General features: G+C 72.6%; 26 protein-coding genes. 17 read left to right on the top strand and 9 right to left on the bottom strand.

The window, feature by feature from the left end; translation table 11 throughout:
* From ACFE86_RS12115 to ACFE86_RS12130, 4 genes are all read left to right on the top strand, one after another.
* On the top strand, positions 1 to 984 hold a 984-nt coding region (locus tag ACFE86_RS12115; protein WP_375455582.1), incomplete at its 5' end, for a biotin/lipoyl-containing protein.
* A gap of 38 nt (positions 985 to 1,022) precedes the next feature.
* Entirely contained in the window at positions 1,023 to 1,253 is a 231-nt protein-coding gene (locus tag ACFE86_RS12120; RefSeq protein WP_375455583.1) for a hypothetical protein, read from the top strand.
* Positions 1,250 to 1,372: a hypothetical protein gene (locus ACFE86_RS12125; RefSeq protein WP_375455584.1), complete on the top strand. Its 123-nt coding sequence runs from the start codon at positions 1,250 to 1,252 to the stop codon at positions 1,370 to 1,372. The genes ACFE86_RS12120 and ACFE86_RS12125 overlap by 4 nt, the downstream gene beginning before the upstream one ends.
* A 68-nt stretch (positions 1,373 to 1,440) precedes the next feature.
* Positions 1,441 to 1,872, top strand: a complete 432-nt coding sequence (locus ACFE86_RS12130; protein ID WP_375455585.1) for a gamma-glutamylcyclotransferase family protein — start codon at positions 1,441 to 1,443, stop codon at positions 1,870 to 1,872.
* A 7-nt stretch (positions 1,873 to 1,879) separates the two neighbouring features.
* Here the strand turns inward: ACFE86_RS12130 and zwf are convergent, their stop codons facing one another.
* Positions 1,880 to 3,346 (bottom strand): glucose-6-phosphate dehydrogenase, encoded by a 1,467-nt coding sequence (zwf, locus tag ACFE86_RS12135; protein WP_375455586.1) that lies wholly within the window; start codon positions 3,344 to 3,346, stop codon positions 1,880 to 1,882.
* Positions 3,347 to 3,774: 428 nt separating this feature from the next.
* On the opposite strand from zwf, the gene ACFE86_RS12140 reads away from it, so the two are divergent.
* Complete coding sequence (locus ACFE86_RS12140; RefSeq protein ID WP_375455587.1) at positions 3,775 to 4,503, top strand: DUF599 domain-containing protein; 729 nt, start codon at positions 3,775 to 3,777, stop codon at positions 4,501 to 4,503.
* A 47-nt stretch (positions 4,504 to 4,550) separates the two neighbouring features.
* Positions 4,551 to 4,781, top strand: coding sequence for a DUF3253 domain-containing protein (locus ACFE86_RS12145; protein ID WP_375455607.1), 231 nt, complete (start codon positions 4,551 to 4,553; stop codon positions 4,779 to 4,781).
* On the opposite strand, the gene ACFE86_RS12150 is transcribed toward ACFE86_RS12145, so the two are convergent.
* From ACFE86_RS12150 to epmA, 4 genes are all read right to left on the bottom strand, one after another.
* Positions 4,754 to 5,575 carry a YdcF family protein gene (locus ACFE86_RS12150; protein WP_375455588.1) on the bottom strand — a complete coding sequence of 274 codons (822 nt, stop codon included), beginning with the start codon at positions 5,573 to 5,575 and terminating at the stop codon, positions 4,754 to 4,756. The genes ACFE86_RS12145 and ACFE86_RS12150 overlap by 28 nt on opposite strands.
* A 31-nt stretch (positions 5,576 to 5,606) precedes the next feature.
* Positions 5,607 to 6,254, bottom strand: a complete 648-nt coding sequence (locus tag ACFE86_RS12155) for a dimethylmenaquinone methyltransferase (protein WP_375455589.1) — start codon at positions 6,252 to 6,254, stop codon at positions 5,607 to 5,609.
* Positions 6,255 to 6,382: 128 nt separating this feature from the next.
* Positions 6,383 to 7,432 carry a lysine-2,3-aminomutase-like protein gene (locus ACFE86_RS12160; RefSeq protein WP_375455590.1) on the bottom strand — a complete coding sequence of 350 codons (1,050 nt, stop codon included), beginning with the start codon at positions 7,430 to 7,432 and terminating at the stop codon, positions 6,383 to 6,385.
* On the bottom strand, positions 7,429 to 8,484 hold the full coding sequence (epmA, locus tag ACFE86_RS12165; protein ID WP_375455591.1) for an EF-P lysine aminoacylase EpmA: 1,056 nt from the start codon (positions 8,482 to 8,484) through the stop codon (positions 7,429 to 7,431). The genes ACFE86_RS12160 and epmA overlap by 4 nt, the downstream gene beginning before the upstream one ends.
* Positions 8,485 to 8,669: 185 nt before the next feature.
* Between epmA and efp the strand changes: the two genes are divergently transcribed.
* Entirely contained in the window at positions 8,670 to 9,236 is a 567-nt protein-coding gene (gene efp, locus ACFE86_RS12170; RefSeq protein ID WP_375455592.1) for an elongation factor P, read from the top strand.
* A 42-nt stretch (positions 9,237 to 9,278) separates the two neighbouring features.
* Here the strand turns inward: efp and ACFE86_RS12175 are convergent, their stop codons facing one another.
* Positions 9,279 to 10,268, bottom strand: coding sequence for a DUF1624 domain-containing protein (locus tag ACFE86_RS12175; RefSeq protein ID WP_375455593.1), 990 nt, complete (start codon positions 10,266 to 10,268; stop codon positions 9,279 to 9,281).
* A 378-nt stretch (positions 10,269 to 10,646) separates the two neighbouring features.
* Between ACFE86_RS12175 and ACFE86_RS12180 the strand changes: the two genes are divergently transcribed.
* From ACFE86_RS12180 to ACFE86_RS12215, 8 genes are all read left to right on the top strand, one after another.
* Positions 10,647 to 11,243 carry a cold-shock protein gene (locus ACFE86_RS12180; protein ID WP_375455594.1) on the top strand — a complete coding sequence of 199 codons (597 nt, stop codon included), beginning with the start codon at positions 10,647 to 10,649 and terminating at the stop codon, positions 11,241 to 11,243.
* Positions 11,243 to 11,743, top strand: coding sequence for a DUF192 domain-containing protein (locus ACFE86_RS12185; protein WP_375455595.1), 501 nt, complete (start codon positions 11,243 to 11,245; stop codon positions 11,741 to 11,743). The genes ACFE86_RS12180 and ACFE86_RS12185 overlap by 1 nt, the downstream gene beginning before the upstream one ends.
* 135 nt (positions 11,744 to 11,878) lie before the next feature.
* Positions 11,879 to 12,286, top strand: coding sequence for a hypothetical protein (locus ACFE86_RS12190; protein ID WP_375455596.1), 408 nt, complete (start codon positions 11,879 to 11,881; stop codon positions 12,284 to 12,286).
* Positions 12,287 to 12,366: 80 nt separating this feature from the next.
* A complete protein-coding gene (locus ACFE86_RS12195; RefSeq protein ID WP_375455597.1) occupies positions 12,367 to 13,248 on the top strand; it encodes a dienelactone hydrolase family protein in 882 nt (293 codons plus the stop codon).
* Positions 13,249 to 13,466: 218 nt separating this feature from the next.
* Positions 13,467 to 13,913 carry a response regulator gene (locus tag ACFE86_RS12200; RefSeq protein ID WP_375455598.1) on the top strand — a complete coding sequence of 149 codons (447 nt, stop codon included), beginning with the start codon at positions 13,467 to 13,469 and terminating at the stop codon, positions 13,911 to 13,913.
* 82 nt (positions 13,914 to 13,995) lie between these two features.
* A complete protein-coding gene (locus ACFE86_RS12205; protein WP_375455599.1) occupies positions 13,996 to 14,202 on the top strand; it encodes a hypothetical protein in 207 nt (68 codons plus the stop codon).
* 299 nt (positions 14,203 to 14,501) lie between these two features.
* A complete protein-coding gene (locus ACFE86_RS12210; protein WP_375455600.1) occupies positions 14,502 to 15,698 on the top strand; it encodes an alpha/beta hydrolase in 1,197 nt (398 codons plus the stop codon).
* Positions 15,699 to 15,842: 144 nt separating this feature from the next.
* Positions 15,843 to 16,046, top strand: coding sequence for a hypothetical protein (locus tag ACFE86_RS12215; protein ID WP_375455601.1), 204 nt, complete (start codon positions 15,843 to 15,845; stop codon positions 16,044 to 16,046).
* Positions 16,047 to 16,056: 10 nt separating this feature from the next.
* Here the strand turns inward: ACFE86_RS12215 and ACFE86_RS12220 are convergent, their stop codons facing one another.
* From ACFE86_RS12220 to ACFE86_RS12230, 3 genes are read right to left on the bottom strand one after another with little or no spacing between them, the layout of a single operon-like run.
* Complete coding sequence (locus ACFE86_RS12220) at positions 16,057 to 16,926, bottom strand: formyltransferase family protein (RefSeq protein WP_375455602.1); 870 nt, start codon at positions 16,924 to 16,926, stop codon at positions 16,057 to 16,059.
* Positions 16,926 to 17,693, bottom strand: coding sequence for an SDR family NAD(P)-dependent oxidoreductase (locus ACFE86_RS12225; protein WP_375455603.1), 768 nt, complete (start codon positions 17,691 to 17,693; stop codon positions 16,926 to 16,928). Before ACFE86_RS12225 ends, ACFE86_RS12220 begins: the two co-directional genes overlap by 1 nt.
* A gap of 33 nt (positions 17,694 to 17,726) precedes the next feature.
* Positions 17,727 to 19,034, bottom strand: a complete 1,308-nt coding sequence (locus ACFE86_RS12230; RefSeq protein ID WP_375455604.1) for a capsule biosynthesis protein — start codon at positions 19,032 to 19,034, stop codon at positions 17,727 to 17,729.
* 311 nt (positions 19,035 to 19,345) lie between these two features.
* On the opposite strand from ACFE86_RS12230, the gene ACFE86_RS12235 reads away from it, so the two are divergent.
* Together ACFE86_RS12235 and ACFE86_RS12240 are read left to right on the top strand one after the other, a co-directional pair.
* A complete protein-coding gene (locus ACFE86_RS12235; RefSeq protein WP_375455605.1) occupies positions 19,346 to 20,860 on the top strand; it encodes a capsular biosynthesis protein in 1,515 nt (504 codons plus the stop codon).
* A 10-nt stretch (positions 20,861 to 20,870) separates the two neighbouring features.
* Positions 20,871 to 22,400: an LTA synthase family protein gene (locus tag ACFE86_RS12240; protein ID WP_375455606.1), complete on the top strand. Its 1,530-nt coding sequence runs from the start codon at positions 20,871 to 20,873 to the stop codon at positions 22,398 to 22,400.
* Positions 22,401 to 22,725 lie beyond the last annotated feature (325 nt).

The raw sequence follows: 22,725 nt of genomic DNA on the forward strand, positions 1-22,725 counted from the left end.
CGCAACTTCCTGCCCTCGATCGGCCGGCTGACCACCTACCGGCCGCCGGAGGAGGGCACGTTCGGCACCGGACGCGTGCGCAACGACACCGGCGTCGAGGAGGGCGGCGAGATCGCGATCCACTACGATCCGATGATCGCCAAGCTCGTCACCTGGGCGCCGACGCGGGACGAGGCGATCGACCTCCAATCGGAAGCACTCGACGCCTTCGCCATCGACGGCATCCGCCACAACATCCCGTTCCTGGCAGCCCTGATGGCGCATCCGCGCTGGCGCGCGGGCGCGCTCTCGACCGGCTTCATCGTGGAGGAGTTTCCCGACGGCTTCGCGGCGCCCGAGCCGACGGGCGCGGTGGCGCAGCGGATGATGGCGGCGGCGGCCGCCATCGACCACAAGCTCAACCTGCGCAAGCGCGGCATCTCCGGCCAGATGCGCGACCCCGGCCTGCTGCATTTCGAGCGCGACCGCGTCGTGATGCTCGCCGGCGCGGCCTATCCCGTCACCGTCGATCCGCACGAGGATGCGTTGGCCCAGAACTGCCTCGTCGTCACGGAAGCCGACGGCACGGCGCACGTGGTCGAAAGCGACTGGCGCCCCGGCAAGCCGGTCTGGACCGGCACGATCGGCGCGACGCGCGCCGCGATCCAGGTGCGCGGGCTGCTCAACGGCGTCGCGCTCCAGCACGCGGGCGCGGCGGCCGACGCCCGCGTCTACACCCGCCGCGAGGCGGAACTCGCCGCGCTGATGCCGGTGAAGACGGATGCGGGCTCGGGCAAGCAGGTGCTCTGCCCGATGCCCGGCCTCGTCAAGCAGATCCTGGTGCGCGAGGGGCAAGAGGTGAAGACCGGCGAGGCCATCGCCGTCGTCGAGGCGATGAAGATGGAGAACGTGCTTCGCGCCGAGCGCGACGCCACCGTGGGGAAGATTTCGGCCAGGGAAGGCGAGAGCCTAGCGGTCGATGCGGTGATCCTGGAATTCGCGTAATCAGATTCCCGCTACGACGATAAGGTAACCCCGTCGCGATGGATGTCGTCGAGATCGAACAGACGAAGCTTCTCGCGACCGGCATCAACAACATTGCCGTTGCGTTCGTCGTGATCGGTGTCGTGACACCGGTGATTGCCGTGGGGTTCGGTGTTGCGAACGCTCCCGAATGGCGCCTCGGTTCAGGGGCCTTGGCCGTCGTTTGGCTTTGCACCGGCGGCCTCTTACATAGGTTGGCGCGACGGTCGTTGCGGAGCCTCGGACGATGAACGCAAGCGAAATCTTTGTCGTATTCGGAATCCCGGTGATCGTGCTGATCGGCGCCTATGCCGCGGTCCTCGCCAACGAGCGCGCCGTGAAGCGTGCCAGACGCATGGCGGGCGACTAGCGGTGCGCTCACCGTACGACATCAGGACGTCCTCGACAGCCATGTGCTGAAAGCGTCGTCCAAAACACATGCCCCTCTACTTCGCCTACGGCGCCAACATGGACGCCGCCGCGATGGCCTCGCGCTGCCCGGCCTCGCGCCCGGTCGGGCAGGGCCGCCTGCATCGCCACCGCTTCATCATCATGCGCGAGGGCTACGCCTCGGTGCTGCGCGACGGGCGGCGCACGGTCTGGGGCGTCCTGTGGGAGCTGGCGCAAGCCGACGTGCCGGCGCTCGACCGCTACGAGGGCGTGGCGGGCGGCCTCTACATCAAGGCGTCGCAGCCGGTCGCGATGGCCGGCGGCGTGAGGCGCGCGCTGATCTATCTCGGCCGCTCCGCCGCGTTCGGGGTGCCGCGGCCCGGCTATCTCGACGCCGTCGTGACGGCGGGCGAGGCGGCGCGGCTGCCCGCGGCGTACCTGCGCGAACTGCGCGGCTGGCGGCACGGCGCGCCGCGCTGAGGTGCCCTCACCCGCCCACCGGCAGGGCCGGCGCGCGCCACGCCCGCTCGAACGGCAGGCGCCAGGCATGGGGCGCGACGAGCTGGTGGATCGATTTCGGACCCCACGAACCCGGTTCGTAGAGGCGCACGGGGGGCGGCGCCTCCAGCAGCGGCGTCGAGACCTGCCACAGCCGCTCGATGCCCTCGGCGGTGGTGAACAGCGTGTGGTCGCCGCGCATCGCGTCGAGGATCAGGCGCTCGTAGGCTTCCAGCACGTCGCCGATCAGGCCGGTATCGTTCATCGAGAACTGCAGGCTCTGCTTGTCGAGCCGCATGCCCGGCCCCGGCCGCTTGCCGTAGAACGACAGCGACATTTTCGCCGCGTCCGCCAAGTCGAAGGTGAGGTGGTCGGGCCCCTGCGCGCCCACCCCCGATCCGACCGGGAACATGCTTTTCGGCGGCTCGCGAAAGGCGATCGAGATGATGCGCTGCCCCTCCGCGAGGCGTTTTCCGGTGCGCAGGAAGAACGGCACGCCGGCCCAGCGCCAGTTGTCGATCGCGCATTTCAACGCGATGAAGGTCTCGACGTCCGATTCCGGATCGACGCCGGCCTCGGCGCGGTAGCCGGTGTACTGCCCGCGCACCACGTCCTTCGGGTCGATCGGCAGCATCGAGCGAAAAACCTTGTTCTTCTCCTCGCTGATCGGCACCGGCTCCAGCGAGGTCGGCGCCTCCATCGCCATGAAGGCGAGGATCTGGAACAAGTGCGTCACCACCATGTCGCGGTAGGCGCCGGTGGCCTCGTAGAAGGCCGAGCGCCGACCCAGTCCCAGGGTCTCCGGCACGTCGATCTGCACGTGGTCGATGAAGTTGCGGTTCCAGATCGGCTCGAACAGGCCGTTGGCGAAGCGGAAGGCGAGGATGTTCTGCGCCGGCTCCTTGCCGAGGAAGTGGTCGATGCGGAAGATCTGGTCCTCCGAGAAGACCGCGTGCAACTGGTCGTTCAGCGACACGGCGCTCGCGAGGTCGGTCCCGAACGGCTTCTCCATGATGACGCGCGACTGCGCGACGAGGCCCGCCTCCCCGAGCAGCCGCACGGCCGAGAGGGCGGCGTTCGGGGGCACGCTGAGATAGTGGATGCGGCGGGTCTCGCCGCCGAGCGACCGCTCCGCCCGCGCGACCGCGGCCCCCAGCGCCGCGGCGCCGGCCGAGAGCGGCACGTAGTCGAGATCTCCGGCGAAGGTCGCCCAATCGGCGTCGCCCGCCCGCCGCGTGCCGAACTGGTCGAGGGCTTCCCGCGCCAACGCCCGGAAGCCGTCGGCGTCGAGGTCGTCGAGCGAGACGCCGATGATCCGGCATCCGGGAATGAAGCCGGCCCGCGACAGGTGGAACAGCCCCGGCAGGAGCTTGCGCCGCGACAGGTCGCCGGTGGCGCCGACGAGGACGACGACCTGCGGGTGCTTCGGACCGACGCCGGGCGGGATCTTTCGCATGGGTTCCCCTGTACGGCCCGTCCTCGATCGCTGGCGTGGCCGCAAGGGAGATGCCAATGCCTCGGCGACGACGGCGTGACATCGCACGCGCTCGCGTGCGCGTGCGAACGCAGCCGTCCACGGTGCCGCGAGGACCTCCGCGTCCGGAAGCAACGGCCGCGCGGCGTTCACGTTCCGGATCGCCTGCCCGGTCGCGTCGCGCGCCGGCCCGAAGGTGATGCACGGCGACGGGATCGCCCGCCCCTCCGCGACCGGATCGACGTCGCGCCCTAGGATGCGGGCCCGGTTGGCTCGGGCTTTGCGATCACCCGACGACCGGCGTGCGGCCTGAGCGCCCTGCTCGCGCCGCCCTCGACATCCGGCCCGGCTCCGGGGTAGCGACCCGTGCCGCACGGCGGAACAAGCGCCTGCGAACCGACCCGGGGACGATGCCCAACCTGCCCTCCGCCTTCTCGCCCGTCGATCTCGGTGCGCTGGTCTTCTTCGTCCTCGCCTGGGTCGGCTACGGCCTCTCGGTCGGGCGTCTGCGCGGCCGGATGGTGTCGCTCAGCCAGATCATGAACGGCCAGCGCGAGGTCTGGGCCCGGCAGATGGTCGTGCGCGACAACCGCGTCGTCGACACCACGATCAACGCCTCGCTCCAGAACGGCACCGCCTTCTTCGCCTCGACCTCGCTGATCGCGCTCGGCGGCGTGCTCACCCTGTCGCGCTCGGGCGACGACGTGCTCAACCTGTTCGGGACGCTGCCCTTCGGCGCGGTCGCGACGCGCACGACCTGGGAGATCAAGGTCGCGGGGCTGGCGGTCGTGTTCGTCTACGCGTTCTTCAAGTTCGCCTGGGCCTACCGGTTGTTCAACTACGGCGCGATCCTGTTCGGGGCGGTGCCGCCGAAGGGCTCGGGGGCGACCGAGGCGGCGACGCTGCGCGCCGCCCGCCGCGCGGCGGCGATGAACATCGCGGCCGGCAGCCATTTCGCCCGGGGCCAGCGGGCGTTCTTCTTCGCGCTGGCCTATCTCGGCTGGTTCGTGGGACCTTATTTCCTCATCATATCGACGGCGGCGGTGGTGCTGGTGATGTGGCGGCGCCAGTTCGCCTCGGAGATCCGCACGATCCTGCTCGCCGACGGCGATCCGCCTCAGGAAGGACCCAAGCCGTGAGCGACGAGACGATCTTCACCCGCAGCGAGGCCGCGATCGAGGCGACGATGCTGCGCCTCGTAGCCGAGCGCGGCCCGGGCAAGACCATCTGCCCGTCCGAGGTCGCCCGCGCCCTGGCGGGTCCGACCCCGGAGAACTGGAGCCCGCTGATGCAGCCGGTACGCCGCATCGCGGTGCGCCTGACCAAGGCCGGCCGTCTCGCGATCCTGCGCAAGGGCAAGCCCGCCGACCCGGACGATTTCCGCGGAATCTACCGGCTGTCGCTGCCCGGGGCCTGATCCGGCGCGGGAATCCACGCATCGGTGTAGCCGGCCAGCCGGTAGACGATCAGCCCGATCCACTCCTTGGCCGCGAGGTCGAGCTGCGGCAGCCCCTCGGAGACGAAGCTGCCGAAGCGCAGGCCGTCGCGCAAGCCGCGGGTGCGGTAGTCCACCGGGAAGGCGGTGACGGCAAAGCCCGCCGCGCGGAAGCAGCCGACCGCACGGGGCATGTGGAAGGCTGAGGTCACCAGGAGCCAGCGTTCTCCCGGCTTCGGCTGGACCATCGCTGCGGAGAACACTGCGTTCTCGCGGGTGTTGCGCGAGCGGTTCTCCAGGATCAGCCGGGCGCGCGGAAGCCCGAGGATGTCGGCGTCGCGGCTGACGATGTCGGCCTCGGCGATCGATCCGTCGGTGAGGCTGCCGCTGCCGCCGGAGAACACCAGCCGGGCCTGCGGATAGCGCCTGGCGAGGTCGGCCATGTAGATCGGCCGCTCGCCGGCGTCGTTGACCACGACCTGCCCTCGGGCCGCGGACAGGCCGGCCTCGATCCCGCCGCCGAGCACGATGATGCCGTCGGGCGGCCGATCCTCGGTGAAGGCGGGGAAACGCTGTTCCAGCGGCAGCAGCGCCCAAGCCGAGAGCGGCGACAGCCCGCCCGCGAGCAGGCCGGCGGCCCCGAGGCCGGCGAGCCACAGGCCGGTCCGCCGCCGCGCGGTCGCCGCGGACAAGGCCACGCCGGCAAGCCCGGCGAGCCCGAACAGGTTCGACGGGGTGACCAGGAAAAACAGGATCTTCGAGAGCGCGAAGAACATCCGCAAGCGATCCGGTTCGCTGGCGCGGCGCTCAGGCGTTCCGCGTCTCGGCCTCGAAGCGGGCGAGCGTCGCCGCATCCGGCGGCAGCAGGGCCTTGAGGCTCGTGCCGGTCTCGGCCTCGCGGGTCAGCCAGAGGTCGAGGCGCTGCTGCTCCACCGCCTCCAATGCCACCGCCTCGGCGATGTCGGCCGGAATCACGACGACCCCGTCCGGCCCGCCGACGACGATGTCGCCGGGATGCACCGCGGCGCCGGCGCAGGCCACCGCCTCGCCCGATCCGGCAAGGTGCAGCGCGCCGCCGCCCGCCGCGGCCGCGGCGGCCCAGACCGGCAGGCCGCCCACGGCACCGAGCGACCCGTCCGTGACGAGCCCCGCGGCGCCGCGCCGGGCCAGACGCGCGGCCAGGATCGCGCCGAAGGGCAGGGCTACGCCGGAGCGGCCGGTATCGACCACGACGACGGCACCCTCGGGCAGCGCCTCGATCGCGTCGGCGAGCGAGCCGGCAACCCCGCCGCGGGCCGGAATCATCCGCAGCGTCGCGGCCGGCCCCACCACGGTCCCGTCCCCGGCGAGCCCGGCGAGCGAGCAGGCCGGGATTCCGCGGCGCGCCAGGACGCGGGCGAGGCTGGCCACCGTCACCGCCGAGAGGGCATCGCGCAGGGTGGTGTCGATCGCCATCGGGGTGCGTCTCCGGAGGGCGGGCGCGCCCCACGCCCAAGGTGGGTCGCAGGGGCCGGGGGGCAAGGCGGGCGGCGCAGCCGCAGCTGGAAGGCGGGCGGCGCAGCCGCATCGCTTCGAGCGTCCTCCTACGCCTCCGCGTCCGGCGGATAGGCATGCACGACCCCGTTCGGGTCGGTCACCCGCGTGCCCTCGGGCGCCGCATCGAGATAGCCCGGCCCGACCGGGACCTTGCCGTGGCCGCCGGGGATATCGAGGACGTAGGTCGGCTGAGCGAGGCCGGAGAGCCGGCCGCGGAGCGTCCGCATCAGCGCCTGCCCCTCAGGGAGGCCGGTGCGCAGGTGGCCGGTGCCCGGTGCGAGGTCGCCGTGGTGCAGGTAGTACGGCTTGATCCGGTTCTCGACGAAGCTGCGCATCAGCGCCTCCAGCGCGGCCGCATCGTCGTTGACGCCGCGCAGCAGCACGCTCTGGCTCACCATCGGGATGCCGGCATCGACGAGCTTGGCGCAGGCGGCCTGCGCGGCGGGGGTGAACTCGCGGGCATGGTTGGCATGCAGCGCCACGAACACCGCGCGGCCGAAGCCTTTCAGCGCGGCGACCATTGCGTCCGTGACGAGGCCGGGGCTCACCACCGGCACGCGGGTGTGGATGCGCAGCACCCGCACGTGCGGGATCGCGCCGAGGCGCCGGGCGATGTCGGAGAGCCGCCGGGCCGAGAGCGCGAAGGGGTCGCCGCCGGTCAACACCACTTCCCAGATCGCCGGATCGGCCGCGACGTAGGCGAGCGCCGCATCGAGTTCCGCCGCGCTCAGCGCGCCGGCCCCGTCGGGCCCGACCGCCTCGCGGCGGAAGCAGAAGCGGCAATAGACCGGGCAGACGTGCAGCGGCTTCAGCAGCACCCGGTCGGGGTAGCGATGCACGATGCCGGGCAGCTTGGCGTGCACCCCGTCGCCGATCGGGTCGGCGCGCTCCTCCGGCGCGGTGACGACCTCCTCGGGCGCCGGCACGAACTGGCGGGCGATCGGGTCGGCGGCGTCGCCCGGGTCGATCAGCTCGGCCATGTCGGGCGTGACCGAAACGGCGTAGCGCGCCGCGACCCTGCGCAGCGCCGGCAGGTCGGCGGCCGCGACGAGGCCGGCGGCGGCGAGGTCGTCGGCGCTGCGCAGAGGACGGTTCACGCCGAACCGCCCGCGACCGGCGTCCAGATCACGTCCTCGATGTGCGGGGCGCCGGTGGCGAGCATCACCAGCCGGTCGAAGCCGAGCGCGCAGCCCGACGCCTCGGGCATCGCCGCCAGCGCGGCCAGGAAGTCCGCGTCGATCGGGTAACGCTCGCCGTAGACGCGCTGCTTCTCGGCCATCTCGGCCTCGAAGCGGCGGTGCTGCTCGGCCGGATCGGTCAGCTCGCCGAATGCGTTGGCGAGTTCGACCCCGCAGGCGTAGAGCTCGAACCGCTCGCAGACCCGCGGATCGGCCGGGCTCGGGCGGGCGAGCGCCGCCTCGCTCACCGGGTATTCGTACAGGATCGTCGGGCGGCCCTGCCCGAGATGCGGCTCGATCCGCGCCGCCAGCACCCGGCTGAACAGGTCGGCCCAGGTGTCGTCGGGCGCGACACGCAGGCCCGTGCCGCGGACCGCGGCGGCGAGCCCGTCGCGGTCGGTCGCGCCGTCCGCCGCCACGGTGGCCAGCAGGTCGATGCCGGCATGGCGCGCGAACGCCGCGGCGAGGGTCAGCCGCGCGCACGCGGCGAAGGGATCGCAGGTCCGCCCGCGATGGGTCAGGCGGGCGATCCCGGCCGTCTGCGCGGCGAGCCGCAGCATGTCGGCGCAATCGGACATGAGGACCTCGTAGGGCTCGGCCCGCCGGTACCATTCGAGCATCGTGAACTCGGGGTGATGCAGCGGGCCGCGCTCGCGGTTGCGGAAGACGTGGCCGAAGCTGAACAATCGCGCCTCGCCGGCCGCGAGCAGCGTCTTGCAGGCGAATTCCGGCGAGGTGTGCAGGTAGAGCGGCGCGCGCGCGCCATCAGTGCCGATCGCCTCGGTGGCGAAGGCGGAAAGATGCGCCGCGTTGCCCGGCGAGACCTGGAGGCAGGCGGCCTCGACCTCGACGAAGTCCCGCGCGGCGAGATGCGCCCGCAGCCCCGCGGCGATGCGGTTGCGCAGCATCAGCCGCGGGCGCCGGTCGGCATGGCGGTGCGGCGCCCACCAGGGGGAGGGGGTGTCGGTCAAGGCGCGCGGACGGCTGGGAGGGTCAGGACGGGTGGCCTTCGAGCAACGCTGCATCCCGGCGGCTGGCAACCGGCCCGCGGATAGGATAGTGCCGGGACCGAATATCGCTCCCGAGGGATATGCCGCTTCCGCGGGGCGGCGCGCCCGGCGCGCGCGCCACGCCTTGTCAACGCAGGACCTGACCCGTGAAGGTGATCGCCTCAACGCTCCGCAAGGGCAACGTCGTCGACAAGGACGGCAAGCTCTACGTCATCCTGTTTGCCGAGAACATCCACCCCGGCAAGGGTACCCCGGTGACGCAGCTCGACATGCGCCGCATCACCGACGGCGTGAAGGTCTCGGAACGCTACCGCACCACCGAGCAGGTCGAGCGCGCCTTCGTCGAGGACAGGGAGCACACCTTCCTCTACAGCGACGGCGAGGGGTTCCACTTCATGAACCCCGAGAGTTACGAGCAGATCCAGGTCCCGGCCGACGTGGTGGGCGACGCCGCCCCCTACCTCCAGGAGGGCATGGCGGTGATGATCTCGCAATACAACGACGTGGCGCTGACGGTCGAGCTGCCCCAGCGCGTGATCCTAGAGGTCGCCGAGACCGAGCCGGCGATGAAGGGCCAGACCGCGTCGTCGTCGTACAAGCCGGCCACCCTCTCGAACGGCGTCCGGACCACGGTGCCGCCGCACATCGCGGCCGGCACGCGCATCGTCGTGATGACCGCCGACGGCGCCTACGTCGAGCGCGCCAAGGACTGAACCGTCCCGGTTCGCCGGGATGCCCGCCGGCCGACCCGCAGGTCACGGCGGTGCCGCGCCCTCCGACGCCGCGTAGCAGCGTTGCGACAGGGCCTGCGCCTGCGCCCGCTCGGACGCTGTGAAGCCGCGGCCGTCCGCCGACCACAGGCCGCCCCTGCGCAGCGCCGCCGCCGTGCAGCGCGCGGCGATGCGGCAGAAGGCTGGCTCGCCCCCGGTGCGGGTGCAGTCGGCCGTATACGCCGCCCGGAACGTCGCGAGGCCCGCGCGGGGATGCGGCCCGGTCAGCATCGCCACCCCGGTCAGCGCGCCGAGCAGCAGCGGCTGGTGGACGAGGTAGATCGCGAGGCTGTGCCGGCCGGCGAAGGTCGCCGCGCGGGCGCCCGCGCTCCGCGGGCGCCACAGGCCGAGCCGCGAGGGCGCGAACCGCGGCAGTGCGAACCGCGCGAGGGCGACCCCGAACAGCACGATCCCGAACCACGGGAACAGCGGCACGTAGTCGTTGGTCTGCGGCGCCTGCCGTCCGAGGCCGAGGAAGAACAGCGCCGGCGCGTCGAGCAGCGGATGCGCGACGAGATGCGGCATCGCCACGACCACGGCCGCGGCGAGCGCCGTGGCGACCGCGGGCAGGAACAGGAACGGCAGCGCCAGCACGCTCGACGCCGCGATGCAGTGCAGGATGCCGAAGAAGATGTAGCTGTCGGGAAACGCGAAAGCGGTCGCAAGGGTGATCAGCCCGGCCGCGGCGCCGATCCGCAGCAGCCGCGCCAGGGTCGGGCGGGCCCGGACGCCGCGCCCGTTCATCAGCACGAGCCCCACCCCGACGAGCAGCAGGAACGTGCCGGCGATCAGGTGCGCGGCGACGCGCCCCGCCGGCGCGAGGGCGGCGTTCTCCGGCGTCAGGCGGAGATACCCGAGGTCCCAGGTGGCGTGGTAGGCGGCCATCGCCGCGAGCGCAGCCGCGCGCGCCGCATCGATGGCCGGCAGGCGCCGCTCCCGGCGCGTCGGCGGGTCGGGCAGGGCATCGGTTTCCATGGACGGGCCATACCCCCGATCCCGGGCGACCGGCCATCGTCCGGCGATGAAAATCGTCTTCCGCCGACGGCGCCGCCGCACCGGAGAACCCGGCCGCCGCGCGGCGAGACTTTCACGAGAACGTGATCGCCCGTGCCGGACGCGCCGCGGAAAGCGCGAACCGGACGCGACGCCCGAAAACTGCGAATCCGATCACGGGCTTGCGCCGGAGCGGCACCGTCCCCGCCGCCGGTCCGTGCTGTTGCCGCGCTGCCAGCCCGTCGACAATTGCATCACCCGCGCCCCGGGTTGCCGGGCAAAGAGGCTTTCGCCGCATCGGGACTTCGTTAATCTTCAGGGTGAACCGCGCGGCGCGATTCGATGTAGGTTGCTTGCGACATGTCTGACGGGTTCGGATCAGGGCCGGCGGGCTCACGGGCGGCAGACGGTGCCACGCATCCGGGCGAGATCGAGGAGCCGCTGGACCTCGTCGAGGTCTCGGGCCGGATCAAGTGGTTCGACGTCGCCAAGGGCTTCGGCTTCATCGTCCCCGACGACGGGATGCCGGACGTGCTCCTCCACGTCACGTGCCTGCGCCGTGACGGGCACCAGAACGCCAGCGAGGGCGCGCGCATCGTGGTCGAGGCGACCGAGCGCCCGCGCGGCTGGCAGGCGTTCCGCGTGCTGTCCCTCGACCAGTCCAGCGCGACGCACCCCTCCGAGCTTCCCCTGCCGCGCACTCATGTCAACGTCACGCCGACGAGCGGGCTGGAGAGCGCGGTGGTGAAGTGGTTCAACCGCCTGCGCGGATTCGGCTTCCTGACGCGGGGCGACGGCACGCCGGACATCTTCGTGCACATGGAGACCCTGCGCCGCTACGGGATCGCCGAATTGAAGCCCGGCGAGACGGTGCTCGTGCGGTACGGCGACGGCTCCAAGGGCGTCATGGCCGCCGAGGTCCGGCTGCCCGACGGAGCCGTCCCGTCCTCGCATTGATGGTGTCCGCCGTGTCCCGCGTCAGAACCCCGCTCGCCGCCGCCTGCCTCGCGCTCGGGCTCCTGGCATCGCCGGCGCTTCTGCCGGCCCTCGCCCCGGCCGCGGCGCAGGAGGCGGGCAGGACCGAGCCGCTCGGCATCCGCTCGCGCGATGCCGTGCATCGCTTCGAGGTCGAGGTGATGCGCAACGACGCCGACCGCATGCGCGGCCTGATGTTCCGCCGCGCGATGGCCCCGGACCACGGCATGCTGTTCGACTTCGAGCGGTCCGAGCCGATCGCGATGTGGATGAAGAACACCTACCTGCCGCTCGACATGCTGTTCATCCGCGCCGACGGCACCGTGGCGCGGATCGCCGCCGACACCGAGCCGCTCTCGACCGCGGTGATCCAGTCGCCGGAGCCGGTGCTCTCGGTCCTGGAACTCAATGCCGGCACCGCGGCCAAGCTCGGCCTCAAGGTCGGCGACCGCGTCGAGCACCCTCTGTTCAAGGCGCGCTGACCCCCGCTCACCGCGAACGCATCGAGAACGCGGCGCTTGACGCCTGCTTCGATCCGGATCAGTGTTCCTCGTATGTTCCACGTGAAACAAGCGCGCGACGGCGGCGCTTCGTTCGCACAGGAAGCGAGGAACCCGATGATCGACGCATGCGCGACCGAGGCCGTCCTGTTCCGCAACGCCGACTGGACCGTGTCGGGCGGCGGGCTGGAGCACCGCGGGACCGGCTACTTCATCGGCCGCGAGTCGCTCGGCACGCGCCGCGCTGAGGGCCTGTGGGACTGGCCGCTACAGATGGCGGAGAAGGGCTGGTGCCGGCCGAGCCTGTTCCGCGAGGCGTTCCTCACGGCGCTGGACCGGTTCGGCATCGCGCGCGACACCGGGCTGACGCAGTCCTTCGCGCTGGGCTTCGGCTTCCGCGCGGGACAGGGGGCCGGGGCCGAGGGGTTCGTGTCGCTCGCCGACCTGCTGCGCACGCGGCCGCTGCCGGAGCGCCCGGCCGCGCCCGCCCACCGGCGCCCGGGGCGGGTTTCCACGACCGCGTGATCGTATCGGCGGCCGGGGCCGTTCCGATTGACCCGGGCGCGGCGGCGTGTTGCGGTGGCCGACATCGAACGGAGGGCCCGATGCAGCACGATGGCGACGGTGGGACCGCGGGTCTCGACGGACTGATCACCCCGCCGCTCTCGCGCCGCGGCTTCGTGATGACCAGCCTGATCAGCGGCCTGACGCTGGCGGTGACGCCGGTCGAGGCGCAGGTGATCCACACCGATGCCACCGGGATCGAGGCCGGCGAGGTGAAGATCCCGGCGGCCGACGGGCCGATGCCCGGCTACCGCGCGGTGCCGGAGGGGGCGGGGCCGTTCCCGCTGGTGCTCGTGATCGAGGAGATCTTCGGCGTCCACGAATACATCAAGGACATCTGCCGGCGTCTGGCCAAGGCCGGCTACTGCGCCGTCGCGCCGGAGCTCTACGCGCGCCAGGGCGACCTCTCGCAGATGAGCGACGTCAAGGTGATCGTCCGCGACGTGATCTCGAAGACGCCGGATGCCCAGTGGATCGGCGATCTCGACGCCACCGTCGCCTGGGCGGCCTCGGCGGCCAAGGGCGACCCGGCGCGGCTCGGGGCGATGGGCTGGTGCCGCGGCGGGCGCGGGGCCTGGCTCTACGACGCCCACCGCCGCGACCTCAAGGCGGCGGTCGCCTGGTACGGCCCGCTCGGCGGCGAGCCCTCCGACATCCAGCCGCGCAGCGCGGGTGAACGCGCGGGCGAGATCCATGCGCCGCTGCTCGCCCTCTATGGCGGCGCCGACACGGGCATCCCCGTGGCCTCCGTCGAGGCGGCGCGCGACAAGGCGAAGGCCGCCGGCAGACACGTCGAGCTCGTCGTCTATCCGGAGGCGCCGCACGGTTTCCACGCCGATTACCGGCCGAGCTACCGCAAGGACGCGGCCGAGGACGGCTGGCGCCGGGCGCTCGCTTTCCTCAAGGCCAACGGCGTCGGCTGAGCGACGCGACCGGCCAGTTCGGGGCTTGTCCTCCGGCCGGTCCCGCGACCGCCCGGTCGATGGGTATGGGCTGTGCCTTATCTGACACGGCCGGCGCGGACGGTTTATGCCAGGATGGAAGGGGCAGTCCGTGCTTGCACGGACGCGCCTGCCGGTCTCATCGACGATGGCGATGAACAGCCGATCCGACCATCCGGCCCGCCCAGAGTGTCCCGGCCATGAGCGACGTCGACCCGCCCGGACCGAAACCCGTCATCCTCGTGGTCGAGGATCAGCCTGACGAACGCTTCCTCGCCGCGACCCTTCTGGAGGAAACGGGCTTCACGGTCATCGAGGCCGAGACCGCGGAGCGGGCGCTCGCGATCCTCAACGACCGCGGCGACGAGGTCAGCGTCGTGTTCTCCGACGTGCGCACGCCCGGCCCGATCGGCGGCTTCGAGCTTGCCCGCATCATCGGCGTCACTTGGCCGCGGGTGCGGGTGCTGCTCACGTCGGGCGACGCCGGCGACCAGCCGAGCGACCTGCGCGTCTCCGCGACCTTCATCCCGAAGCCCTGGCGCGCCGAGGACATCCTCGCCTGGGTCGGGCAGGTGGCCGGCAGGCCGCCCGAGCCCTCGGTGATCGGCCCCGGGGGAAAATTAATACCGCGCGCGATGGATACGTGAGGCATCGACGACGTTTGCAGGTCTCACTCAGCTTTGCATCTCTTCCCCAGCCGAGACGACGCAGCGCGCCAACAGGTCCGTCATGAAGACCGTCGCCCTCAATCACGCCGCGATCGGCCGCCGGATCGGACATGGTCTCGGCTCGGCGCCCGAGACGCAGAACCTCGATCTTCTCGGCGGCGACCTGCGCGACGCCTACGCAGCCGTCCTCTCGCCGACGCCGGAGCATCTGCTCGCGCTCGCCTATCGCATCGACGCCACTCGCGCCGCGAGCGGGCACGTCGCCTGACGCAGACCACGCGGCGTCCGGGCCGACGCATCGCCGGCCTGGACGAATCTGCTATAGGCTCCCACGGCGATCAGGGCTTCGATCCGCAAGCGGTGCTCCTGTCGGAGGGTCCGGCGGAACGAAGCGTTCATCGTCCTAAGCATCATTGCGCGAAGTGGCCGCGGGTTCGCGCGAAAAAAATGATGCGGCACCAAAGAGATCGAAGCAGGCATTCGTGGGGCGACCTACGAATGCCTGCTTAGCGACCCTGTGTCCCCGCCCGCGCGGTCCGTCGGGCGCGCGAAGTGATCGAGCCGTCCATGTTTCTGAAAGCCCGTTGCGGTCCGTTGGCCCTCGGCCTGGTCGGTGTCCTCGTCGGTGTCTTGGCCGGCGTTTTGCCGGCCGCAGCAGCCGCACCGCCGCCGCAGCCGAACGAGGGGCCCGGCGGCATCGGCGACCGCAAGCTCACCATCGTCAAGCGCGCGGTCGGACGGCTCGGGGCGTCCACGTTCGTGTTCCATGCCGCGGGCGCGGCGCCGGCCGACGGGCGGCCCGTGGTGGTGTTCCTGCATGGCTGGGGCGCGGTCAACCCGCAGAGTTACGGCGCCTGGATCGATCACCTCGCCCGCCGGGGCTGTCTCGTGCTGTTCCCGCGTTTCCAGGATGTGAACCGCACCCGGCCGGCGGATGCCGCCGCCAACGCGGAAGCCGCCCTGAAGACGGCGTTCGACGCCGTCTCCGCCGACACCGAGGCCAAGCCGGATCTGGCCAGGGTTGCCTTGATCGGTCACCTTGCGGGCGTGCCGATCGCCATGAACATCGCCGCCGACGCGAAAGGGCGCGGCCTGCCGGTGCCCAAGCTAGTGTTCGGGGTGATGCCCGGCGGCATCGCCAGCGGCCCGAAGGCCCGCGGCATCCAACTCGGCGACCTCGCAGCGATCGCGCCGCAGACGCTGCTCATCACGATGATCGGCGACCGCGAGGCGCGCGCGGCGGACCTGGCCGCCCGCCGGCTGCTCCGCGAGGCGAGCGGCGTCCCGATCGAGCGCAAGCTGTTCCTGCGCGCGCTCTCGGACGACCACGGCTTCCCGGTGCTGAGCGCGACGCTCGCCGCACCGGCCGGCCTCGACGCGGCCTTCGACGGGGGCGCGATCAAGCTGCCGGCGGAGCCGAAGGACGCCAAGCCGCCGCCGTTCAAGTGGTCGGCGGACATGGCGCTCAGCGGCGAACAGCAGACGCTCGTGGCGCAGATCAACAACGCCCGTGCCGACACGCTGGACTACCTCGCCTTCTGGAAGACCTTCGACCTCGCGACGGCGGCGGCCTTCGCCGGGCAGGATGCGAGCGTTCTGAAGACCAACCCGCGCCTGAGCGACATGGAGCGTTGGGCCGACGGCTGGCCGGTAAAACGCCTGTTCGTCGAGACGCCGCGCGCCGCCGCGCCCGCCTCGGCCCAGGCCCCGACGCCTGCGGCACAACCCGGAAGACCGTCGGCCAGGCCGTCGGTGCGGCGCTGATCCGCGCGGGCGTGTCGCGCGGCGCTCGCCGCGCGGTTCCCGGGCTTCGACGGGCGGCCGTCGATGCAGGCGACCGAGGCCGGCCGAGGCGTCCGGCTCGGTTCTTGCTAGGCTTGAGCCTCTCCGAGAGTGGGATGCCGAGCCATGCCCGATTTCGTAGCCGCCCTGCTTGCCGCCGCCGCCTTCTGCATCGTCCTCGTGGCGCTCAACGCGCTGACGCGGCTGCTGATCCAGTGGCACCTCGCTCCGCACGCGCTCGCCGAGAACGGCGTGCTGCAATTCGGCGGCGCCCTGGCGCTCGCCCGCGTGGCCTACCGGCGCGCGCCGCCGCGTCGCCTCCCGGACTGATCCCGGCGCGTCACGCCGGCGCCGGTCCGCGTCCCGACAGGCTCAGCGCCTCGCGCAGGTCGCCGACATCGGTGAGGTAGCGGCGCTCGCGGCGCATCGCCTTCAGGAACGCGCCGTCCGGGAACGGGCAGTAGGGCAGCACCGGGACGGTCCGGCCCTCCGGCACCGCACCGTTGCGGGCGATCGTCTCGAGCACCGCGTCGAGCAGCCTCCGGCCGTGCGCGTGCAGCAGCACGGCGGCGCGGGTCGCGGTCACGTCCGGCGGGAGCGCGACCGCCTCCTGTTCGAGGATCGCGCCGGCGTCGATCCGCACGGCGAGCCGGTGGATCGTCACGCCGAAGGCGTCCGGGCCGTCGGCCAGCGCGTGGATCGTCGGCACCGGCCCGCGATGGCGCGGCAGCAGGCCGGGATGGACGTTGAGCCCGCCGAGGCGGGCCGCACCGAGGGTGGCCCCGGACAGGATCTGGTCGAAGTGGAAGGTGACGATCAGATCCGGGGCATGGCTGCGGAGCGCCTGCGCGACCTCGGGCCCGTTGACGTCGTCGACCGTCAGCGTCGGGATCCCGAAGCCGCGGCACAGGGTCGTGAGCGGCGTCGCCTCGGGGGTGCCGGTGGTGCCGGCGAGCCGCTGCGTCAGCGGCGCGACCGGGCGCAGCAGGTCCGGCAGGCCGAAATTCACCGCGAGGTAGGGCAGGAACGCCGGCCCGGAGCGCGCGAGGTGCCGCCGCACCTGCCCGACGAGGCCCCCGGTCGAGGGGCGTTCGGCGTTCGACAGCCCGACGAAGGCGATGTCGCCGGCATGGTCTGCGACGAACCGGCGCACGGCCCGGGCATTGGGCAACGCTTCCAGGGCGAAGAGCGCGATCCGCGGGGGCGCCATCAGCGTCGCGGCCGCATCTGGAAGCGGAGGGCGCGCATGCCTGCGCGGCGCAGGAATTCCGGCGCGACGAGCCCGGCCCGGGCGAGGTGGAAGAGCAGGCCGGGGAAGGCGACGATCTCCCGGTTGCGCTCCAGCCCGCGAACGATGCACGCGGCGGCCGCGTCGGCGCTCATCTCCAGCGGGCGCCAGCCCTTCAGCGCGCCGCCCATCGGGGTCTTCACGTAGCCCGGCATCACCACGTTCACCCGCACGCCCTTCGGCGCGAGCTTTGCCCGCAGCGCCAGCCCGTGCGCCATGAGCGCCGCCTTGGTGCCGCTGTAGGACGGCGCGTCGGCGAGCGGTGCGTAGGCCGCGAGCGAGGAGACGAGGGCGATCTGCCCGCGCCCCCGCGCCGTCATCGCGGTCACGCAGGGCAGGGCGACGTTGAGGGTTCCGACGAGGTTGATGTCTACGGTCTCGAAGCCGGTCTCCTCGGATTCGACCTCGCCGGCCGGGTGGCCGCCGTTGATGCCGGCATTGGCGATCGCGAGGTCGAGGGGCGCGGCGGCGTCGAGCGTCCTGATCCAGGCGCGCGCCGCCGCGCGGTCGCGCAGGTCGAGGGGGACGATCGACGCCTCGGCGCCCCGCCGCCGGCACTCCGCTGCGACCCGTTCCAGGCGGCCGGGATCGCGGGCGTTGAGGGTGAGGCGGGTTCCCGGCGCGGCGTAGCGGCGGGCCAGCGCCGCGCCGATGCCGCTCGACGCGCCGGTGATCAGGATATGGGGCATGGGCCGGGTGCTACCCCGCGCCGGTCCGCCGGATCAATAGACCTCGGCCAGACGCCCGTCGCCCGCGCCGCCCGCGCGGATCGTGCGCGCAGCGGCGACCAGGGCGTCGGGCAGCGCCGCCTCCATCCGCGGCACGGCGCCGCTCACCGCGCGCGCGATGGAGGCCTTCGAGAAGTAGCCGCCGTTCACCTGCGTCCGGTGCAGGACCACCCGGCGGAAATCGGCCATCAGCGCCATGTCCGGCGCGGTCGGGTCGGTCCAGAAGCCGTCGATGTCGCCCTGATGGGTCAGGCCGGCCATGTTGTAGATCGCGGTGCCGACCGCGAGCGTCGGGCGGCCCATCTCCAGCGACAGCATGCCGACTGTGCTGTTGACGATCACGATGCCGCGGGCACCCGCGATCAGGCCCGGCAGGTCGCCGCCGTCGATGAAGTCGAGGCGCTCGCTGACACCGTGGCGCCGGGCCGAGGCGCGGGCGAACTTGCGCCAGTTGATCAGCCCGGCATCGAGCGGATGCAGCTTCACCAGGAGCCGGGTCGGCGCCTGCGAGGTCTCGGCGAAGGACTTGATCACCCGGTCCATGAAGCCTTCGACCCCGAAGAACGGGGAATGCACCCGGATCTGGTAGTCGCTGTCGAGCTGGAGCGGCAGCAGGAAGTAGTCGCAGCCGACCGCGTTGTAGATCGCGTTGCAGCGGGCGGCCTCGCGCCGGGATCGGCCGCGGTGGACGAACTTCTTGATCCAGCCCGCATATTCCATCGCGACATGCGTCGGGCGATGGCTGCGGAAGCGCGGGTAGAGGTACGGGAAGCAGATGTTGGCGAGGTTGTAGCCGACGTCCCAGACGCTGCGGCGGGCCATGTCGCCGGTGGACGGCATCGCCCGGCCCGGCTGGGGCAGGCGGCGGGCCGCCGCCCGGATCGCCGCGGCGTTCCGCGGCAGGGAGGAGTGCCCGTTCACGCCGCCGAGTTCGCAGGTGATCCAGTTCGGCCGGATGTAGCCTTCCTCGAACACGTGGACGCGCAGGCCGCGGGTGCCGGCGACCGCGCGGGCGACCGCGTGGTAGGGGCGGCAATCGCCGAACAGCACGATGTCGGTGACGCCCTCGCGATCCACGTAGGCGTCGAGCCACGCACCCCAGGCGTCCTGCGTGCCGCGGTAATGGTCGCTACCGCCGCGCCAGAACAGCCAGTCGCCGGGGCAGAAGTTGATGCGCCGGACCCGGTGGCCCCGTGCCGCCAGGGCCGTGCCGAGATCGGAGAAGAAGGTCGATGCGAGGCCCTGCAGGAAGAGGAAGGTCGCCGGGCTCGCATCGACGGGATCTGGGCGAGGCTGAAGCATTCCGAGGTGCTCTGTCCTTCACCGGTCGGCGTGAATAGGCGGGTCCGAGCTGGCGGAGAGAGGTCGCACGGACGCCCGGACCCGGCAATCCGACGCGATCCCGGGACCGCGCGATTTCGACGGATCGTGGCCGTCCCGCAACGCCCTCGCGGCCGGACCGACCCTGTCGAGCTAGGAGCCAATCGCGGCGGCGATATGTCCGATGCCGGCCGGGGAGCCGGCGTACCATTCGCCTGCGGTCCCCGAGATGGGCTAAAGCCCGTGCCGCGGCCCGCGCCCCCGTCCGAACCCTGCCGTCGATCGAACAGGTGATGCATTCAACCCTCCCTCCCTCGCTGTTCGCGGCCGGACGGACGATTCGGTGGCTGCGCCCTGAGATCGAGTCCGCGACCGGCCGGACCTTCGGCTCTCCGCGCGTGGCCGGCGCGGCGGCGGTGGCGTGGGGCGCGGACGGGCCGGCGGCGCGGCTGCTGCGGCTCGCGCGGTGGCCCGTCCTCGTGGTCGCGCCGGGGCCGCTCCTCAGCCCCTACGATACCGCGGCGACAGGGTTCGCGAGCCTACGCATCCTGTTCGGGGACGAGCCGGTCGGCGGCGCCGAGGAGCCCGGCATCCACCATTTCGATCCGTGGACGCGCGCCCCGATCGGCCGCGACGCCTGCGCCGAGCGGGTGGCGTGGCTGCGCGCGCGGTTTGCCGAGAACGGACGCCGCGTCGTCTATGTCGGCATCTCGCGCTGGAAGCGCCCGGCGCTCGACGCCTTCGCCCTCGGACCGGGGGGACGGCCGATCCACACCATGACCGCGGGCGAGGCGGTCGCCGCCGCCAGGCGCTGCGACGGGCAGGTGCTGGCCTGGGCGACCCGCACGCCCGAGACGCTGGAGGCCGCCTGCACGGAGGCCGGCGTGCCGTTCGCCCGCGTCGAGGACGGCTTCCTGCGCTCCGTCGGGCTCGGGGCGAGCCTGCGGCCCGGCGCTTCGATCGTCGTGGACGATTGCGGCATCTACTACGACCCCCGGCGCGAGAGCCGGCTCTCGCGGATTCTCGCCGAGGCCGGCTTCCCCGACGCGCTCGTAGCGCGGGCCGGCGCCCTTCGCGCGGCGATCGTCGCGCGGCGGCTGAGCAAGTACAACGTCGGCCTCACCGTCGGGGCCGGGGACTGGCCGATGGGCCGGCGCATCGTGCTCGTGCCGGGGCAGGTCGAGGACGACGCCTCCGTCCGTCACGGCTCGCCGCACATACGCTCGAACCGCGCCCTCCTGGCGGCGGCGCGCGCCCGCGACCCGGACGCGTTCCTGCTCTACAAGCCGCACCCGGATGTCGAGGCCGGGTTCCGGCCCGGCGCGATCCCCGAGGCCGAGGCGCTGACGTTCGCCGACCGGATCGTCTCGGGCCTGAGCATCGTCGACCTGCTCGACCGGGTGGATCACGTCGAGACCATGACCTCGCTCGCGGGCTTCGAGGCGCTGATCCGGGGCTTGAGCGTTGCCACGCACGGGCGGCCGTTCTACGCCGGCTGGGGGCTCACCGAGGACCTCGCGCCCGGTGCGGCCCGCGGACGCGCCCTGACGCTGGACGAGCTGGTCGCCGGCACGCTGATCCTCTATCCGCGCTACCTCGATCCGGTGGCGATGAAGCCGTGCGGCCCCGAGCAACTCCTCGACCGGCTCAGCGCCGCCCGCGCCTCCGCGCCGCCCACCGCCCTGGCGCTCGGCCGGCTCGGCCGGCTCACCCTGCGCGCGCGCTACCGCCTGCTCAACCCGATCGTGCGCGCGCTGCGCGCCCGCCGCGGCGTCGATGCGGGCGACGGCAAGCCCGGACAAGGCTGAACCGAACACCATGTCCCTGCTTCTCGCGATGACGGTGGCCGTCGTCCTCTGCCTCGCGATCGAGGCCACCGCCGGCGACGGACCGGGCCGGAGGCCGGCCGATCTCGCGATCAGGCTGGCCGCCTACGCGCTGATCGTGCTGTTCTGGTTCGCGTTCTCCTGGCGTCCCTGGCTCGCGGCGTCGAGCGGCGTGCTCACGGTGGCGGTCCTCCACCTCGTCAGCCGCTTGAAGCGCGCGGTGGTCGGCGAGGCGCTGGTGTTCAGCGACTTCGCCCTGCTGCCGCAGGTGCCGCGCCATCCCCAGCTCTACTACGTGCCCCCGGTCACGAGCCCGCGGGTCGCGGGGCCGTTCCTCCTCGGGCTCGCCGGCGTCGCGCTCTGGTACCGCGCCGAGCCGAGCCTGCTGCCGGACGCCGCCGCCGGGCGCCTGGCGGCGATCCTCGCGCTGCCCCTCGGCCTGTTCGCCGTGGTGCTGGCCGCCGCCCGGCCGCCGCTCGCGCGCTGGCTCGCCGGACGCTTTCCGAACCCCGATCTCGACGCCGACATCGCCCGCGTCGGCCTGCCCGCCTGCCTGACGGTCCACACCCTGCGCTGGCGCGCCGAGCGCGCGGTGCCGGTGCCGGTGCCGGTGCCGGCCGAGGCCGCCGCGCGCCCGGGGCCAGCGGGCGACGCGGTCGTGGTGGTGATCCAGCTCGAATCCTTCGTCGATCCCGAACGCCTCGGCGGTCCGCACCTGCCGCTGATGGACCTGATCCGGGCCCGCGCCGCCGAGTACGGGCGGCTCCGGGTTCCGGCGCACGGGGCCTACACCATGCGGACGGAACACGCCGTGCTCACCGGCCGAAGCCCGGACGACCTCGGCTTCGGGGTGTTCGACCCCTACCTCGCCAGCGGCGGCCACGAGCCCGGCAGCCTCGCGCGGCTCGCCCGCGGGCACGGCTACGCGACCACCTTCGTCCACCCGTTCCATCGGGACTTCTTCCAGCGCGCGACGGTGATGGAGGCGCTGGGCTTCCAACAGCTGGTGATGGAGGCGGATTTTTCCGGCGCAGCGCGGGCCGGCCCCTACGTGAGCGATGCGGCGTTCGGCGCCCGCATCCTCGCCGAGGTCGAGGCGCGCGGCGGGCCGCTGTTCGTGTTCGGGGTGACCATGGAGAACCACGGACCCTGGAAGCCGGGACGGTTGCCGGGCATCGACGATCCGCTGGCGCAGTACCTCCACCACGTCGCCGGCACCGGGCGGATGGTCGAGGCTCTCGTGGCCGGGCTGGAGGGGCGGGACGCGACGCTCTGCGTCTTCGGCGACCACGCGCCCGCGTTGCCGAACTGCCGGCCGGGCTTCGGCGGCACCACGACCGATTACGCGATCTTCCGCTTCGGCCGCCACGCGGACGCGCCGCCGCGGCGCGTCGACCGGACGGCGCATGACCTCGGCCGCCGGCTCAGGGGGGCGCTCGCGGCGGACGAGGCGATCGCGATCTCGCCAAGCGTCACCTTATCAAGCGTGGCATTATCAAGCGTGGCCGTGCCACGGTCGTGACGCAATGCCGGCCGATGTCCCGGCGGCGCGCCGGGCCGCGTTAAAGCGATCTCAGGCTTTGGCGCGCACCGTCACGGTCCCGCTCGCGCGGTGGTGCGAGGCCCGTGTTCCGGGGCGTGCCCGTGTCGGAGCGGGGTGGATCGGATTCGCGTGAGGACCATGCGCGCCGACAGGGATGAGGGCCGGTCCCGCTTCGCGGGACGCGGCTGCGAGGGTTCGATGATGCTGCGTTCGACGGCGCTGTTCGCGCTGACCGCCTGCCTCGCCGGCGGCTGTACGGTCCTGCCGGGTGCGGGTCCGACGGCGCGGGCGGTCGAGGCGGGTT

It is taken from the genome of uncultured Methylobacterium sp. (assembly GCF_964244095.1).
In the GTDB taxonomy this organism is placed as follows: Bacteria; Pseudomonadota; Alphaproteobacteria; order Rhizobiales; family Beijerinckiaceae; genus Methylobacterium.